Below are 20,931 nucleotides of genomic sequence, written 5' to 3' on the forward strand. Positions count from 1 at the left end.
TACTAAAACAATCCATGAATTGTTTGAAGAACAAGCAAAAAAAACTCCAAATAATATAGCAGTAATAGATATAGAAAAAGAGTATAAATACAAACAATTATTACAAGAGAGTAATTTATTATCAAGATATATATTACATTTAAATAATATTAATCCTATTGTACAGCCGTATAACAAACTAATAGGGATTTTAAGCGAAAAAAGTTATAACCAAGTAGTATCAACACTGTCTATAATGGCATCTAGTCATGGTTATTTACCTCTGAATATAGACTGGCCGGTGGAAAGACTGGAAAAAGTATTAGCACATGGTAATGTATCTATATTGCTAATTTCTAGAGTACAATACAATAAAAAAGAAATTAGAGAAATTTTATCAACAAAATATCAATTATTAGTAATAGAAGATGTTTTATCAAAAATCAAGAATAATAAGAAATTAGAATTACAGCTGACTAATATTAATTTACCAATAGTAATGCTAGAAGATATAGCATATGTGATATTTACTTCTGGTTCAACAGGAGAACCTAAAGGAGTTACCATAACTCATAGAGGAGTATTAAATACAATTGCTGCAATAAATTCGAGGTTTAATATCTCTTCAAAAGACAAAGTATTATCATTATCAGAATTAAGTTTTGATTTATCTGTATATGATATATTTGGTATCTTAACTGTAGGTGGTGAGATAGTGCTTCCAAAACAAGAGAAAACACAAGATCCTAATCACTGGATGGAATTAATTAATAAATATCAAATTACAATATGGAATACAGTACCACAGTTAGCTAGCTTACTAATAGATGCAGTTGAGAATAGTTATTTATCTATTGCTTCTTTAAAATTATTTTTATTAAGTGGTGATTGGATACCTATTAGTTTACCAAACAGAATCAAAAAACATTGTAATCAATCAATTATCATGAGTTTAGGAGGGGCAACAGAAGGTAGTATTTGGTCTATATGGTATGAGATAACAGAAATTAAGCAAGAGTGGCACAGTATCCCCTATGGTACAGCTATGCCAAATCAAAAGATATATGTATTGAATTATAATTATGAGCATTGTCCAGTAGGTGTGATTGGTGAAATTCATATTGGTGGTATAGGGGTTGCATTAAATTACTGGAGAGATCCAGAAAAAACTAATGCTAGCTTTATAGAACATAGTAAGTTTGGTCGATTATATAAAACAGGAGATTTAGGGAAATGGCATCGGAATGGATATGTAGAATATATAGGACGTAATGATTTGCAGGTTAAGATCAGAGGCTACAGGATAGAACTAGAAGAGATAGAGAGTGTTTTATCAAGTTATGAAGGAATAACACAAAGTGTAGTACTAGCTAAAGAACAACAAGAAGCAGGAGAATTAGGCAGTAAATATTTAGCAGGTTATTATGTATCAGAATCTAAGTTAAATGAAGAGGCTATATTAAATTATCTACGGGCAAGATTACCGGAATATATGATACCTGCATTAGTGCATTTGGAGAGATTGCCATTAACCATTAATGGTAAGTTGGATAGAAAATCATTGCCTGATCCTGAGTTTACTAATATTGAAACATATGTAGCCCCTAGAAATGAATTGGAGAGTCAAGTTTGTAAAATTTGGGCAGAAGTGTTAGGATTACCTGAAGAAAAAGTAAGTATCCATGATGATTTTTTTAGATTGGGAGGTAATAGCATTTTAGCAATAAGGTTGGTAAGTAAATTAAGTAAAGAATTAAATAATGCAATTAGTATACCAGCTATCTTTAAGCACAATACAGTAAAAAGGTTGGTTCAATATATAGAACATAATAACGAAAATAACATAGTAATAGATAAAGCTGCCTTTACTAAAGTAGAAGAACAATCGTTATCTTTTGCCCAAGAGAGGTTATGGTTTATTGAGAAATATGAAGAAGGAACTAATGCTTATAATATACCGATGGTATTTAGTATATCTAGTAATGCTAGTATAGATATATTAGAAAGTAGTATAAAAAATATAGTAGCTAGACACGAGATACTACGGACCTTAATCAAAGAAGATAATAGAGGTAACGGTTATCAATTAATACTAGATGATAAAGAGTTTCCCTTAGAGATTATAAAGATAAACATCATTGATCAATTACAATTAGAGAAGGAACTAGAAAAGTCAGTAAATCATATTTATGATTTAGGTAATGAATATCCGATAAGAATTTGCTTGTATGAATTAATTAGTAGCAATGCAAAAGATACTCCAAAATATTACCTAAGCATAGTAATTCATCACATAGCCTTTGATGGTTGGTCTACTGATATATTTTTGAAAGAACTACAAGTATATTATAGTTACTATCTAAAACAATCACAAGGTTTAGTAAGTAAACTAAACTTACCAAAATTAACTATTCAATATAAAGATTTTGCATTATGGCAAAGAAACTATTTAAGTGGGGAAAGGTTAGATAAACAATTAAATTACTGGAAAAATAAACTAAGTGGTTATGAGACATTAAACTTAATAACCGATAAACCAAGAGCAAGTCAGATAGATTATGAAGGTAGCAATATCTATTTTGAGTTAGATAAAGATACCTCAAGATCTTTAAGGGAATTAGCTAAGAAATTAAAGGTAAGCTTATACAGCGTATTACTTAGTGGTTATTATTTAATGTTGAGAAGTTATAGTAATCAAGATGATATAGTGGTAGGAACTCCAATAGCTAATAGGCAATATGATCAGATAGAAAATTTAATTGGTTTCTTTGTCAATTCGTTAGCCCTGAGAATGCAAATAGATGCAAAAGTTTCAATTAAAGAATTTATCAAGCAAGTAGGAGATGAAATAGTACAAGCACAACTACATCAGGATTTACCATTTGAAAAATTAGTAGAGGAACTAAATGTAATCAAAGATACTAGTAGGCATGCAATATTCCAAGTAATGTTTGCAGTACAAAATTTTGGGAGTGAATTATATAATCAAGTAGGGGAACAACAAGAAACTTATTTAGCTAATATATTACAAACACATACAATAGGAGCTAGTTTATATAATGTAGCTAAGTTTGATATTAGTACTTTTATAGATGATAGTGAAGTTTGTTTAAAAGGAAGTTTTAATTATGCAACAAGTTTATATAGCGAAGAAACAATTAATGGTTTTATAAAAACATATACTGAGATATTAAAACAATTAGCGACATTGCTTAATAATAGCCAAAGACAAGCACATAGTAAAATAGCTGATTTAAACTATTTAGATCAACAACAATACCAACAAATTATTAATAACTGGAATGATACAGATAAAACTTATCCAAGCGATAAGACGATACAAGCTTTATTCGAAGAACAAGTAGCAAGAACGCCAAATAACATAGCAATAGTATATGAGGAAACTAAGCTAACATACAGGCAACTTAATGAAAGGGCGAATCAGTTAGCCAATTACTTAAGAGAGACATATCAGATTAGCCCCGATACGTTGATAGCCTTATGTTTAGACAGGAGTGAACATATGCTAATAGCGATCCTTGCTGTATTAAAAACAGGAGGAGCATATGTACCAATCGATTCAAATTATCCTAATGAAAGAATAAGCTATATATTAGAAGATACAAATAGTAAGTTAGTACTGACTAATGAAGGACATAAACAAAGATTAGATAGTTTAGCTATTAGCACAATTAGTCAAGTAACGATCTTAGCAATTGATGATCAGCAACTACAAACTTTACTAGCATCCTACCCGACATCTAATCCTGTAACTTCTACCACCAGCAATAACCTTGCTTATGTTATATATACTTCAGGTACTACAGGTAATCCTAAGGGGGTAATAATTGAACATAAAGGAGTGGTATCTCTTGTAAAGAATGTTGATTATGTGTCTATTAATTCTAGTGATTCATTTATTCAATTTGCCGATATAACATTTGATGCTGCAACTTTTGAGATTTGGACCTCGTTGTTAAATGGAGCTAAATTATTTATTCCAGCTAATAAAATAGATTTATTAGCTGATATTAATTTACTGCAAAAGACATTAATAACAAATAAAATTTCAGTATTATGGTTAACAAGGACTTTATTTGATCAATTGTTTTTAATTGATCAAAGTATTTTTAAAAATATTAAATATTTACTTGTTGGTGGAGAAGCATTAAATCCTAAACTAATATCCAAATTAATAAACTCACATGATGCACCTCAGAATATTATTAATGGTTATGGTCCTACGGAGAATACTACATTTAGTTGTACATTAAATATTAGTAAAAATAACATAACAAGCGTAAAGACTATACCAATTGGTATAGCTTTTACAAATAGAAAGGCTTATGTACTAGATATAAACTTAACCCCGCTACCAATAGGAGCGATAGGAGAATTATATATAGGGGGAGCAGGATTAGCTAGAGGTTATTTAAATCGCCCTGACTTAACAGCAGAGAAGTTTATAGTTAATCCATTTCAAAGTATAAAGGAAAAGAAATTAGCAAAGAATGCAAGGTTATATAAGACTGGAGACTTGGTAAGATGGTTAGCAAATGGTAACTTAGAATATATAGGACGTAATGACTTTCAAGTTAAGAACAGAGGCTACAGAATAGAACTAGAAGAGATAGAGAGTGTTTTATCAAGTTATGAAGGAATAACACAAAGTGTAGTACTAGCTAAAGAACAACAAGAAGCAGGAGAATTAGGCAGTAAGTATTTAGCAGGTTATTATGTATCAGAATCTAAGTTAGATGAAGAAGGCATATTAAATTACCTACAGGCAAGATTACCGGAATATATGATACCTGCTGTGTTAATGCATTTGGAGAGTTTGCCATTAACCATTAATGGTAAGTTGGATAGAAAATCATTACCTGATCCTGAGTTTACTAATATTGAAACCTATGTCGCTCCTAGAAATGAATTGGAAAGTCAAGTTTGTAGGATTTGGGCAGAAGTGTTAGGATTGCCTGAAGATAAAGTAAGTATCCATGATGATTTCTTTAGACTAGGAGGGGATAGTATAATAAGTATCCAGTTGGTAAGTAGGTTAAGACAAAGGCTAGGGTTAAATGTTACTGTTAAGGATATCTTTGGTTATAAAACTATTGAAAGACTCTATGATAATGTTTTAAGCAAAGGACAAGGCAGTACTCAAGGAGATTTAAGAAGTGAACAAGGTATATTAAGTGGAGAAGTACCATTATTACCAGTGCAACAGTGGTTCTTTAAGCATAATTTTATAATTCCTAATCATTGGAATCAGTCATTTCTGTTAAGAACCGAGACCTTAGATATAAATAGGCTACAGCTAAGCATAACTAAATTAGTTCAACATCATGATAGTTTTAGACTAAGATACAGGAAAGCTACAGATTTGGTACAGAGTTATTGCCAATATTATAATAATGATGCCAAGGTAGAAGAATTAAAGATATTAGACATAAACAAATTGGATGTTAAAAAAGGTAGTAAAGAATTTGAGTTTAAACTACAGGAGATATTAACTAGTTGGCAGAGTAATTTTGATTTAGAGCATGGACCAACCTATAGTATTGGCTATATTTTTGGTTATGAAGATGGGAGTAGTAGGATCTATTTTGCTCTGCATCATTTAATAGTAGATGCGGTAAGTTGGAGGATAATTGCTGAAGATTTAAGAAATCTTTACCATGCTAAAGATTTAGGTAGTAAAGGAGGTAGTTACAGACAATGGGTAAATGCAGTAAGAGAATATGCAACTACTCATGAGAGTGAAAAAACTTACTGGTCAAATATCTTATCTGACTATGATAGTAATAATAATCATCTAAATAAGTTAATAGCAAGTGAAGATACTTATAGTTATGCTAGCTTACAATTAAACAAAGAACAGACTGGTAAGTTATTACAAGACAGTAATAGAGCTTATAATACGCAAGTGAATGATATCTTGCTTACTGCTCTTGGTTATAGTTTAGCTGAGATAACAGACAATAAAATTAACTATATAGTATTAGAAGGTCACGGTAGAGAGGAGATAGATAGTAATATTGATATAACAAGAACAGTTGGTTGGTTTACTACTATCTATCCAATACGATTAGAGATAAGTGAGGAGTTAGGTAATAGTCTTAAGACTGTCAAAGAGAATTTAAGACAAGTACCAAATAAAGGAATAGGTTACGGGACAGTAATAGGATATCAGAGTGATTTACCAAGAATAAGCTTTAACTATCTAGGACAGTTTGACAAGCAAGGTGCGACAACAGATAAAGATTTATGGAATATTATTAGTGAGAATAGCGGTATATCAATGCATCCCGCTAACCAAGACAACAATATAGTTAATATCAATGGTTTAGTTGTAGATGGTAAACTTAAATTTAGTATAGCAAGTAAGTTAGGTGCAAATATAACCAATAAACTAGCTGATTTATTTCAACAGAAGTTAGAAGATATAATCAGCTACACAGTCAAGCAGACTAGAAGCTACTTAACAGTGAGCGATATAGATAATGTAATAAGTCAGGAATACTTAGATAGGTTACAAGAACATCGAGAGATAGAAGGAGTATATTTAGCAAATAGCTTACAACAAGGTTTTATTTATCATACCTTAAATCAAGGTGATGTTGATGATGCGTACAGAGTACAGATTATTTGGCAATATAATAATCAGTTAGCACTTAATAAATTAAAAGAAGCTTGGGGTTATGCTCAAGCAAGATTCAGTAGCCTAAGGCTGAGGTTAAACTGGGAGGAAGAATTAATCCAAGTAATAGATAAAGAAGGTAATTTAGATTGGAGATATATTGACTTAAGTGAAGAACAAGATTTTACAATTCAAGAATTTACCATTAAACAAATTCAAGAAGAAGATCGGCTTGAAGTATATGACTTACAACAAGGTAATTTATTTAGGGTGTATTTAATTAAGCAGAGGGAAGATTTATATACATGTATTTTTAGTAATCACCATGCAATATTAGATGGTTGGAGTAATTCAATATTATTAGAATATATTCATGATACTTACTTAAAATTGCAAGATAAAGAAATAATATTGTTAAAGGAAGATCAAAGTTATAAAGAAGCACAGAAATATATACAAAAGCATCAAGAAGATAACAAGGAATATTGGAATAAATATATATCTCAAATAGAAGAGCGAAGTGACTTCAGTGGCTTGTTATTAAGTAACAATAAACAGAAACAGTTAAGAATAAGTGAACATAAACATATAACAAATCCAGCAGAACAAGTATTAACAATTACAGGCAACTTATATGACAATTTAAAAAAGTTCAGTCAAGAAGAAGGTGTAACATTAAATGCAATATTACAATATGTATGGCACAAAGTATTAAGTATTTATGGTAATAGTAATCAAACGGTAGTAGGAACTACCGTATCAGGTAGGAATCTTCCAATAGATGACATAGAGAGTTCAGTAGGGTTGTATATAAATACTTTACCATTGATAGTAGAGCATCAAAATAAAACAATAACAAGTGTAATAGAGTCAATAAAGGCTATTCAAAGTGATATTAATGAGATCAATAGTAGAAGTGATATCAGCTTAGTTAAATTACAAAAAGGAGGTGAGCGGTTATTTGATAGTTTATTTGTTTATGAGAACTATCCTAATCCAGCCAATGAAGAACAGCAAAGTAGAATTAAGATAAGGTTTACAGGATCAGTAGAGAAACTAGATTATCCATTAGCAGTAATAGCATATGAAGTAAATAATCAATTAACATTTATGATCAAATATGCTGGGGAGTTATTCAGTAATGATAGTATAGAGCAATTATTATTGATAGCTAAAAGCTTACTTGAACAAATAGTAAGCAATCCTTACCAGGAAGTACAGAATTTAAGCTATTTAGATCAAAAACAATACCAACAAATCATTAATAATTGGAATGATACAGATAAAACTTATCCAAGCGATAAGACAATACAAGCTTTATTCGAAGAACAAGCAGCAAGGACACCAAATAACATAGCAATAGTCTATGAGGAAACTAAGCTAACATACAGGCAACTTAATGAGAGAGCCAATCAGTTAGCCAATTACTTAAGAGAGACATATCAGATTAGCCCCGATACGTTGATAGCCTTATGTTTAGACAGGAGTGAACATATGCTAATAGCGATACTTGCTGTATTAAAGGCAGGAGGAGCATATGTACCAATGGATTCAAATTATCCTGATGAAAGAATAAGTTATATATTAGAAGATACAAATAGTAAGTTAGTACTGACTAATGAAGGACATAAACAAAGATTAGATAGTTTAGCTATTAGCACAATTAGTCAAGTAACGATCTTAGCAATTGATGATCAGCAACTACAAACTTTACTAGCATCCTACCCGACATCTAATCCTGCAACTTCTACTACCAGCAATAACCTTGCTTATGTTATATATACTTCAGGTACTACAGGTAATCCTAAGGGGGTAATGATTGAGCATAAAGCATATGTTTTTACTATAAACTGTATAAAGAAGCTTTATTTTAAAGATAAACTTAAGATTAATACATATAGTGCAACTAATTATGTATTCGATATCTTTGGTCTAGAGTATGGATTACCTTTACTAACTGGAGGTGTCATTACTATGGGCATTAGTGATTTTTACTCTTTAGATTGTTTATCTTATGATTTTATACAACTAACACCAAAATTGTGTGATTTAAAATTAGATTGTTTAGAAAATACCTCAAAACTTAAATTATTGATTGGTGGTGAAAGTTTAAGTTATAGTTTACTTAGTAAAATACTAGCTAAATCTATTAAGATAATAAATGTATATGGACCTACGGAAACCACTATATGGTCTAGCTCAAAATCATATAATTATCAAGAGAATGTAAATCTTTTACATGTGAGTTTAGGTAGTCCACTTGATAATGAAAAAGCTTACGTATTAGACACTAATTTAAGACCGTTACCAGTAGGAGCGATAGGAGAATTATATATAGGAGGAACAGGATTAGCTAGAGGTTATTTAAATCGCCCTGACTTAACAGCAGAGAAGTTTATAGTTAATCCATTTCAAAGTACAGCAGAAAAGAAGTTAGAGAAGAATGCAAGGTTATATAAGACTGGAGACTTGGTAAGATGGTTAGCAAATGGTAACTTAGAATATATAGGACGTAATGACTTTCAAGTTAAGATCAGAGGCTACAGAATAGAGTTAGAAGAGATAGAGAGTGTTTTATCAAGTTATGAAGGAATAACACAAAGTGTAGTACTAGCTAAAGAACAACAAGGACTAGGAGAATCAGGTAGTAAATATTTAGCAGGTTATTATGTATCAGAATGTAAGTTAGATGAAGAGGCTATATTAAATTACCTACGGGCAAGATTAGCGGAATATATGATACCTGCTATATTAGTGCATTTGGAGAGATTGCCATTAACCATTAATGGTAAGTTGGATAGAAAATCATTACCTGATCCTGAGTTTACTAATATTGAAACATATGTAGCCCCTAGGAATGAATTAGAGAGTCAAGTTTGTAAGATTTGGGCAGAAGTGTTAGGATTACCTGAAGAAAAAGTAAGTATCCATGATGATTTTTTTAGATTGGGAGGTAATAGCATTTTAGCAATAAGGTTGGTAAGTAAATTAAGTAAAGAATTAAATAATGCAATTAGTATACCAGCTATCTTTAAGCACAATACAGTAAAAAGGTTGGTTCAATATATAGAACATAATAACGAAAATAACATAGTAATAGATAAAGCTGCCTTTACTAAAGTAGAAGAACAATCGTTATCTTTTGCTCAAGAGAGGTTATGGTTTATTGAGAAATATGAAGAAGGAACTAATGCTTATAATATACCGATGGTATTTAGTATATCTAGTAATGCTAGTATAGATATATTAGAAAGTAGTATAAAAAGTATAGTAGCTAGACACGAGATACTACGGACCTTAATCAAAGAAGATAATAGAGGTAACGGTTATCAATTAATACTAGATGATAAAGAGTTTCCCTTAGAGATTATAAAGATAAACATCATTGATCAATTACAATTAGAGGAGGAACTAGAAAAGTCAGTACATCATATTTATGATTTAGGTAATGAATATCCGATAAGAGTTTGCTTGTATGAATTAATTAGTAGCAATGCAAAAGATACTCCAAAATACTACCTAAGCATAGTAATTCATCACATAGCCTTTGATGGTTGGTCTACCGATATATTTTTGAAAGAACTACAAGCATATTATAGTTATTATCTAAAACAATCACAAGGTTTAGTAAGTAAACTAAACTTACCAAAATTAACTATTCAATATAAAGATTTTGCATTATGGCAAAGAAACTATTTAAGTGGGGAAAGATTAGATAAACAATTAAATTACTGGAAGAATAAACTAAGTGGTTATGAGACATTAAACTTAATAACCGATAAACCAAGAGCAAGTCAGATAGATTATGAAGGTAGCAATATCTATTTTGAGTTAGATAAAGATACCTCAAGATCTTTAAGGGAATTAGCTAAGAAATTAAAGGTAAGCTTATACAGCATATTACTTAGTGGTTATTATTTAATGTTGAGAAGTTATAGTAATCAAGATGATATAGTGGTAGGAACTCCAATAGCTAATAGGCAATATGATCAGATAGAAAATTTAATTGGTTTCTTTGTCAATTCGTTAGCCCTGAGAATGCAAATAGATGCAAAAGTTTCAATTAAAGAATTTATCAAGCAAGTAGGAGATGAAATAGTACAAGCACAACTACATCAGGATTTACCATTTGAAAAATTAGTAGAGGAACTAAATGTAATCAAAGATACTAGTAGGCATGCAATATTCCAAGTAATGTTTGCAGTGCAGAGTTTTGGGAATGAGCTATATAGTCAAGAGGACGAACAACAAGAAACTTATTTAGCTAATATATTACAAACACATACAACAGGAGCTAGTTTATATAATGTAGCTAAGTTTGATATTAGTACTTTTATAGATGATAGTGAAGTTTGTTTAAAAGGAAGTTTTAATTATGCAACAAGTTTATATAGCGAAGAAACAATTAATGGTTTTATAAAAACATATACTGAGATATTAAAACAATTGGCGACATTGCTTAATAATAGCCAAAAACAAGCACATAGTAAAATAGCTGATTTAAACTATTTAGATCAACAACAATACCAACAAATTATTAATAACTGGAATGATACAGATAAAACTTATCCAAGCGATAAGACAATACAAGCTTTATTCGAAGAACAAGCAGCAAGGACACCAAATAACATAGCAATAGTATATGAAGAAACTAAGCTAACATACAGGCAACTTAATGAGAGAGCCAATCAGTTAGCCAATTACTTAAGAGAGACATATCAGATTAGCCCCGATACGTTGATAGCCTTATGTTTAGACAGGAGTGAACATATGCTAATAGCGATCCTTGCTGTATTAAAGGCAGGAGGAGCATATGTACCAATCGATTCAAATTATCCTGATGAAAGAATAAGTTATATATTAGAAGATACAAATAGTAAGTTAGTACTGACTAATGAAGGACATAAACAAAGATTAGATAGCTTAGCTATTAGCATAATTAGTCAAGTAACGATCTTAGCAATTGATGATCAGCAACTACAAACTTTACTAGCATCCTACCCGACATCTAATCCTGCAACTTCTACCACCAGCAATAACCTTGCTTATGTTATATATACCTCAGGTACTACAGGTAATCCTAAGGGAATATTACAACTTCATAGTAATGTAATGAGATTATTTATAGCAACAGATTGTTGGTATAAGTTTAATAATAATGATGTTTGGACACTATTTCATTCGTATGTGTTTGATTTTAGTATATGGGAGATATGGGGAGCATTAATGTATGGTGGCAAGTTAGTAATACCATCGTATGAATACATTAGAGATTTAAATATATTTTATGAATTGTGTAAACAAGAGCAAATAACAATACTAAATCAAACCCCTAGTATTTTCTATCAGTTTACGGATATAGCTATTAATAAGGACATACAAGATAAACTAACTAATCTGAGATTAGTTATATTTGGTGGAGAAGCATTAAATTTATCTCAATTAAAACCTTGGTTTAATTATTATGGTTATAATCAACCTAAACTAATAAATATGTATGGTATTACAGAAACTACAGTACATGTTACATATAAAGCAATAACAGAAGAAGATTTAGGAGAATATATAGGTAAGGTAATAGCTGATTTAAAAGCTTATGTATTAGACACTAACTTAACTCCGTTACCAATAGGAGCGATAGGAGAATTATATATAGGGGGAGCAGGATTAGCTAGAGGTTATTTAAATCGCCCTAACTTAACAGCAGAGAAGTTTATAGTTAATCCATTTCAAAGTATAAAGGAAAAGAAATTAGCAAAGAATGCAAGGTTATATAAGACTGGAGACTTGGTAAGATGGTTAGCAAATGGTAACTTAGAATATATAGGACGTAATGATTTTCAGGTTAAGATCAGAGGCTACAGGATAGAGTTAGAAGAAATAGAGAGTGTTTTATCAAGTTATGAAGGAATAACACAGAGTGTAGTGTTAGCTAAAGAACAACAAGGACTAGGAGAATCAGGCAGTAAGTATTTAGCAGGTTATTATGTATCAGAATGTAAGTTAGATGAAGAGGCTATATTAAATTACCTACGGGCAAGATTAGCGGAATATATGATACCTGCTATATTAGTGCATTTGGAGAGATTGCCATTAACCATTAATGGTAAGTTGGATAGAAAATCATTACCTGATCCTGAGTTTACTAATATTGAAACATATGTAGCCCCTAGGAATGAATTGGAGAGTCAAGTTTGTAAGATTTGGGCAGAAGTGTTAGGATTACCTGAAGAAAAAGTAAGTATCCATGATGATTTTTTTAGATTGGGAGGTAATAGCATTTTAGCAATAAGGTTGGTAAGTAAATTAAGTAAAGAATTAAATAATGCAATTAGTATACCAGCTATCTTTAAGCACAATACAGTAAAAAGGTTGGTTCAATATATAGAACATAATAACGAAAATAACATAGTAATAGATAAAGCTGCCTTTACTAAAGTAGAAGAACAATCGTTATCTTTTGCCCAAGAGAGGTTATGGTTTATTGAGAAATATGAAGAAGGAACTAATGCTTATAATATACCGATGGTATTTAGTATATCTAGTAATGCTAGCATAGATATATTAGAAAGTAGTATAAAAAGTATAGTAGCTAGACACGAGATACTACGGACCTTAATCAAAGAAGATAATAGAGGTAACGGTTATCAATTAATACTAGATGATAAAGAGTTTCCCTTAGAGATTATAAAGATAAACATCATTGATCAATTACAATTAGAGGAGGAACTAGAAAAGTCAGTACATCATATTTATGATTTAGGTAATGAATATCCGATAAGAGTTTGCTTGTATGAATTAATTAGTAGCAATGCAAAAGATACTCCAAAATATTACCTAAGCATAGTAATTCATCACATAGCCTTTGATGGTTGGTCTACTGATATATTTTTGAAAGAACTACAAGTATATTATAGTTACTATCTAAAACAATCACAAGGTTTAGTAAGTAAACTAAACTTACCAAAATTAACTATTCAATATAAAGATTTTGCATTATGGCAAAGAAACTATTTAAGTGGGGAAAGGTTAGATAAACAATTAAATTACTGGAAAAATAAACTAAGTGGTTATGAGACATTAAACTTAATAACCGATAAACCAAGAGCAAGTCAGATAGATTATGAAGGTAGCAATATCTATTTTGAGTTAGATAAAGATACCTCAAGATCTTTAAGGGAATTAGCTAAGAAATTAAAGGTAAGCTTATACAGCGTATTACTTAGTGGTTATTATTTAATGTTGAGAAGTTATAGTAATCAAGATGATATAGTGGTAGGAACTCCAATAGCTAATAGGCAATATGATCAGATAGAAAATTTAATTGGTTTCTTTGTCAATTCGTTAGCCCTGAGAATGCAAATAGATGCAAAAGTTTCAATTAAAGAATTTATCAAGCAAGTAGGAGATGAAATAGTACAAGCACAACTACATCAGGATTTACCATTTGAAAAATTAGTAGAGGAACTAAATGTAATCAAAGATACTAGTAGGCATGCAATATTCCAAGTAATGTTTGCAGTACAAAATTTTGGGAGTGAATTATATAATCAAGTAGGGGAACAACAAGAAACTTATTTAGCTAATATATTACAAACACATACAATAGGAGCTAGTTTATATAATGTAGCTAAGTTTGATATTAGTACTTTTATAGATGATAGTGAAGTTTGTTTAAAAGGAAGTTTTAATTATGCAACAAGTTTATATAGCGAAGAAACAATTAATGGTTTTATAAAAACATATACTGAGATATTAAAACAATTAGCGACATTGCTTAATAATAGCCAAAGACAAGCACATAGTAAAATAGCTGATTTAAACTATTTAGATCAACAACAATACCAACAAATTATTAATAACTGGAATGATACAGATAAAACTTATCCAAGCGATAAGACGATACAAGCTTTATTCGAAGAACAAGTAGCAAGAACGCCAAATAACATAGCAATAGTATATGAGGAAACTAAGCTAACATACAGGCAACTTAATGAAAGGGCGAATCAGTTAGCCAATTACTTAAGAGAGACATATCAGATTAGCCCCGATACGTTGATAGCCTTATGTTTAGACAGGAGTGAACATATGCTAATAGCGATCCTTGCTGTATTAAAAGCAGGAGGAGCATATGTACCAATCGATTCAAATTATCCTGATGAAAGAATAAGTTATATATTAGAAGATACAAATAGTAAGTTAGTACTGACTAATGAAGGACATAAACAAAGATTAGATAGTTTAGCTATTAGCACAATTAGTCAAGCAACGATCTTAGTAATTGATGATCAGCAAATACAAACTTTACTAGCATCCTACCTGACATCTAATCCTACAATTTCTACCACCAGCAATAACCTTGCTTATGTTATATATACTTCAGGTACTACAGGTAATCCTAAGGGGGTAATGATTGAACATCGAGGAATTATAAATTTAGCAATAGTACAAGAAAAAGAGTTTGAATTACCTAAAGAAAAAAATATCAAAAATTGCTTATGGTATGCTAATTATGTATTTGATGCACATGTATGGGAAGCTTATACAACTATCTTAAATGGTCATACTATATATATCATAGATAATGATATAAGGCAAGATATAAGGCAACTAAGTATTTACATACAAAAAAACAATATAGATATAGCGTTACTACCACCTACATTATTAAATAATGAATATATACTTAGATTAAATATCTTAGTGCTAGGGGGGGATAAAGCTAACAAAGAAGTATTAGATTACTATCAAAATAGTAACGTAAAAGTGATAAATGCATATGGACCAAGTGAGGTGACTGTATATGCAAGCTTAAATCACTATAATAATAATGGTGCTACAAATATAGGTTCTGCAATTTCTAACGTAAGGTGTTATGTATTAGATACTAACTTAACTCCGCTACCAATAGGAGCGATAGGAGAATTATATATAGGGGGAGCAGGATTAGCTAGAGGTTATTTAAATCGCCCTGACTTAACAGCAGAGAAGTTTATAGTTAATCCATTTCAAAGTATAAAGGAAAAGAAATTAGCAAAGAATGCAAGGTTATATAAGACTGGAGACTTGGTAAGATGGTTAGCAAATGGTAACTTAGAATATATAGGACGTAATGACTTTCAAGTTAAGATCAGAGGCTACAGAATAGAGTTAGAAGAGATAGAGAGTGTTTTATCAAGTTATGAAGGAATAACACAAAGTGTAGTACTAGCTAAAGAACAACAAGAAGCAGGAGAATTAGGTAGTAAGTATTTAGCAGGTTATTATGTATCGGAATCTAAGTTAGATGAAGAAGGCATATTAAATTATCTACAGGCAAGATTACCGGAATATATGATACCTGCTGTATTAATGCATTTGGAAAGATTGCCATTAACGATTAATGGTAAGTTGGATAGAAAATCATTGCCTGATCCTGAGTTTACTAATATTGAAACATATGTAGCCCCTAGGAATGAATTGGAGAGTCAAGTTTGTAAGATTTGGGCAGAAGTGTTAGGATTACCTGAAGAAAAAGTAAGTATCCATGATGATTTTTTTAGATTAGGAGGTAATAGCATTTTAGCAATAAGGTTGGTAAGTAAATTAAGTAAAGAATTAAATAATGCAATTAGTATACCAGCTATCTTTAAACATAATAGTGTAGAGAAACTAGTTTATTATCTAGGGGATAAAGCTAAAAATAATAAGAAAGGTAAAAAGTATGAATTATGATACAATTATGTTATTTATTTATAAATTAATTAATAACGGAATAAAAATTTGGGTTCAAAATAACAAAATACAGTTATTTATTCCTGAGGGAATACTTTTTACAAATTCCCAAAAGAGTTTTATTAAGCATAATAAAGCTAAGATTCTTTATTTACTACAAAATAATCAGATTTATTCAAGTAAATATAACCTACTTATACTTAAAGATAAATTAAATAAGTCAGTATTATCTTTTGCCCAAGAGAGGTTATGGTTTATTGAGAAATATGAAGAAGGAACTAATGCTTATAATATACCGATGGTATTTAGTATATCTAGTAATGCTAGTATAGATATATTAGAAAGTAGTATAAAAAGTATAGTAGCTAGACACGAAATACTACGGACCTTAATCAAAGAAGATAATAGAGGTAACGGTTATCAATTAATACTAGATGATAAAGAGTTTCCCTTAGAGATTATAAAGATAAACATCATTGATCAATTACAATTAGAGGAGGAACTAGAAAAGTCAGTAAATCATATTTATGATTTAGGTAATGAATATCCGATAAGAGTTTGCTTGTATGAATTAATTAGTAGCAATGCAAAAGATACTCCAAAATATTACCTAAGCATAGTAATTCATCACATAGCCTTTGATGGTTGGTCTACCGATATATTTTTGAAAGAACTACAAGTATATTATAGTTACTATCTAAAACAATCACAAGGTTTAGTAAGTAAACTAAACTTACCAAAATTAACTATTCAATATAAAGATTTTGCATTATGGCAAAGAAACTATTTAAGTGGGGAAAGGTTAGATAAACAATTAAATTACTGGAAAAATAAACTAAGTGGTTATGAGACATTAAACTTAATAACCGATAAACCAAGAGCAAGTCAGATAGATTATGAAGGTAGCAATATCTATTTTGAGTTAGATAAAGATACCTCAAGATATTTAAGGGAATTAGCTAAGAAATTAAAGGTAAGCTTATACAGCGTATTACTTAGTGGTTATTATTTAATGTTGAGAAGTTATAGTAATCAAGATGATATAGTGGTAGGAACTCCAATAGCTAATAGGCAATATGATCAGATAGAAAATTTAATTGGTTTCTTTGTCAATTCGTTAGCCCTGAGAATGCAAATAGATGCAAAAGTTTCAATTAACGAATTTATCAAGCAAGTAGGAGATGAAATAGTACAAGCACAACTACATCAGGATTTACCATTTGAAAAATTAGTAGAGGAACTAAATGTAATCAAAGATACTAGTAGGCATGCAATATTCCAAGTAATGTTTGCAGTGCAGAGTTTTGGGAATGAGCTATATAGTCAAGAGGACGAACAACAAGAAACTTATTTAGCTAATATATTACAAACACATACAACAGGAGCTAGTTTATATAATGTAGCTAAGTTTGATATTAGTACTTTTATAGATGATAGTGAAGTTTGTTTAAAAGGAAGTTTTAATTATGCAACAAGTTTATATAGCGAAGAAACAATTAATGGTTTTATAAAAACATATACTGAGATATTAAAACAATTGGCGACATTGCTTAATAATAGCCAAAAACAAGCACATAGTAAAATAGCTGATTTAAACTATTTAGATCAACAACAATACCAACAAATTATTAATAACTGGAATGATACAGATAAAACTTATCCAAGCGATAAGACAATACAAGCTTTATTCGAAGAACAAGCAGCAAGGACACCAAATAACATAGCAATAGTATATGAAGAAACTAAGCTAACATACAGGCAACTTAATGAGAGAGCCAATCAGTTAGCCAATTACTTAAGAGAGACATATCAGATTAGCCCCGATACGTTGATAGCCTTATGTTTAGACAGGAGTGAACATATGCTAATAGCGATCCTTGCTGTATTAAAGGCAGGAGGAGCATATGTACCAATCGATTCAAATTATCCTGATGAAAGAATAAGTTATATATTAGAAGATACAAATAGTAAGTTAGTACTGACTAATGAAGGACATAAACAAAGATTAGATAGCTTAGCTATTAGCATAATTAGTCAAGTAACGATCTTAGCAATTGATGATCAGCAACTACAAACTTTACTAGCATCCTACCCGACATCTAATCCTGCAACTTCTACCACCAGCAATAACCTTGCTTATGTTATATATACCTCAGGTACTACAGGTAATCCTAAGGGGGTAATGATTGAACATCGAGGAATTATAAATTTAGCAATAGTACAAGAAAAAGAGTTTGAATTACCTAAAGAAAAAAATATCAAAAATTGCTTATGGTATGCTAATTATGTATTTGATGCACATGTATGGGAAGCTTATACAACTATCTTAAATGGTCATACTATATATATCATAGATAATGATATAAGGCAAGATATAAGGCAACTAAGTATTTACATACAAAAAAACAATATAGATATAGCGTTACTACCACCTACATTATTAAATAATGAATATATACTGAAATTAAATATCTTAGTGGTAGGAGGAGATAAAGCAAATAAAGAAGTACTAAATTACTATCAGAATAGTAACGTAAAAGTAATAAATTCATATGGACCAAGTGAGGTAACAGTATGTGCAAGCTTAAATCACTATAATAATAATGGTGCTACAAATATAGGATCTGCAATTTCTAATGCAAGGTGTTATGTATTAGACACTAACTTAACTCCGCTACCAATAAGAGCGATAGGAGAATTATATATAGGGGGAGTGGGATTAGCTAGAGGGTATTTAAATAGACCTGAGTTAACAGCAGAGAAGTTCATAGTTAATCCATTTCAAAGTACAGAGGAAAAGAAGTTAGTAAAGAATACAAGATTATATAAGACTGGAGACTTGGTAAGATGGTTAGCAGATGGTAATTTAGAATATATAGGACGTAATGATTTTCAGGTTAAGATCAGAGGATACAGGATAGAGTTAGAAGAAATAGAGAGTGTTTTATCAAGTTATAAAGGAATAACACAGAGTGTAGTGTTAGCTCAAGAACAACAAGGACTAGGAGAATCAGGAAGTAAGTATTTAGCGGGTTATTATGTATCAGAATATAAGTTAGATGAAGAAGCTATACTAAATTACCTACAGGCAAGATTACCGGAATATATGATACCTGCTGTATTAATGCATTTGGAAAGATTGCCATTAACGATTAATGGTAAGTTGGATAGAAAATCATTGCCTGATCCTGAGTTTACTAATATTGAAACATATGTAGCCCCTAGAAATGAATTGGAGAGTCAAGTTTGTAAAATTTGGGCAGAAGTGTTAGGATTACCTGAAGAAAAAGTAAGTATCCATGATGATTTTTTTAGATTGGGAGGTAATAGCATTTTAGCAATAAGGTTGGTAAGTAAATTAAGTAAAGAATTAAATAGTGCAATTAGTATACCAGCTATCTTTAAGCACAATACAGTAAAAAGGTTGGTTCAATACATAGAACATAATAACGAAAATAGCATAGTAATAGATAAAGCTAGCATTACTAAAGTAGAAGAACAATCATTATCTTTTGCCCAAGAGAGGTTATGGTTTATTGAGAAATATGAGGAAGGAACTAATGCATATAATATACCGATGGTATTTAGTATATCTAGTAATGCTAGTATAGATATATTAGAAAGTAGTATAAAAAGTATAGTAGCTAGACACGCTATACTAAGGACCTTAATCAAAGAAGACAATAGAGGCAATGGTTATCAATTAATACTAGATGATAAAGAGTTTCCCTTAGAGATTATAAAGATAAACATCATTGATCAATTACAATTAGAAGAAGAGTTAGAAAAGGCAGTAAATCATATTTATGATTTAAGTAATGAATATCCGATAAGAGTTTGCTTATATGAATTAATTAGTAGCAATGCAAAAGATACTCCAAAATACTACCTAAGCATAGTAATTCATCACATAGCCTTTGATGGTTGGTCTACCGATATATTTTTGAAAGAACTACAAGCATATTATAGTTATTATCTAAAACAATCACAAGGTTTAGTAAGTAAACTAAACTTACCAAAATTAACTATTCAATATAAAGATTTTGCATTATGGCAAAGAAACTATTTAAGTGGGGAAAGATTAGATAAACAATTAAATTACTGGAAGAATAAACTAAGTGGTTATGAGACATTAAACTTAATAACCGATAAACCAAGAGCAAGTCAGATAGATTATGAAGGTAGCAATATCTATTTTGAGTTAGATAAAGATACCTCAAGATCTTTAAGGGAATTAGCTAAGAAATTAAAGGTAAGCTTATACAGCGTATTACTTAGTGGTTATTATTTAATGTTGAGAAGTTATAGTAATCAAGATGATATAGTGGTAGGAACTCCAATAGCTAATAGGCAATATAATCAGATAGAAAATTTAATTGGTTTTTTTGTCAATTCGTTAGCCCTGAGGATACAAATAGATGCAAAAATCTCAATTAAAGAATTTATTAAGCAAGTAGGAGATGAAGTAGTACAAGCACAACTTCATCAGGATTTACCATTTGAGAAATTAGTAGAGGAACTAAATGTACTCAAAGATACTAGTAGGCATGCAATATTTCAAGTAATGTTTGCAGTGCAAAATTTTGGGAGTGAATTGT

At 30.4% G+C, this 20,931-nt stretch carries 2 protein-coding genes (both cut by a window edge); both read left to right on the top strand.

Features of this window, described 5'->3' with window-relative positions:
* Window positions 1-16,333 carry the final stretch of a non-ribosomal peptide synthase/polyketide synthase gene (locus AAGD29_RS00280; protein ID WP_341758081.1) on the top strand. Its footprint begins 23,663 nt before the window's first position, so the window shows 16,333 of its 39,996 coding nt (coding positions 23,664-39,996); its start codon lies beyond the left edge, outside the window; its stop codon occupies window positions 16,331-16,333.
* Window positions 16,323-20,931: the beginning of a non-ribosomal peptide synthase/polyketide synthase gene (locus AAGD29_RS00285; RefSeq protein ID WP_341758082.1), read on the top strand. It continues 17,528 nt past the right edge of the window; 4,609 of the gene's 22,137 nt are visible here — the first part of the coding sequence; the start codon lies at window positions 16,323-16,325; its stop codon lies off the right edge, out of view. Before AAGD29_RS00280 ends, AAGD29_RS00285 begins: the two co-directional genes overlap by 11 nt.

Source organism: Candidatus Tisiphia endosymbiont of Ditula angustiorana (assembly GCF_964026425.1).
Taxonomy (GTDB): Bacteria; Pseudomonadota; Alphaproteobacteria; order Rickettsiales; family Rickettsiaceae; genus Tisiphia.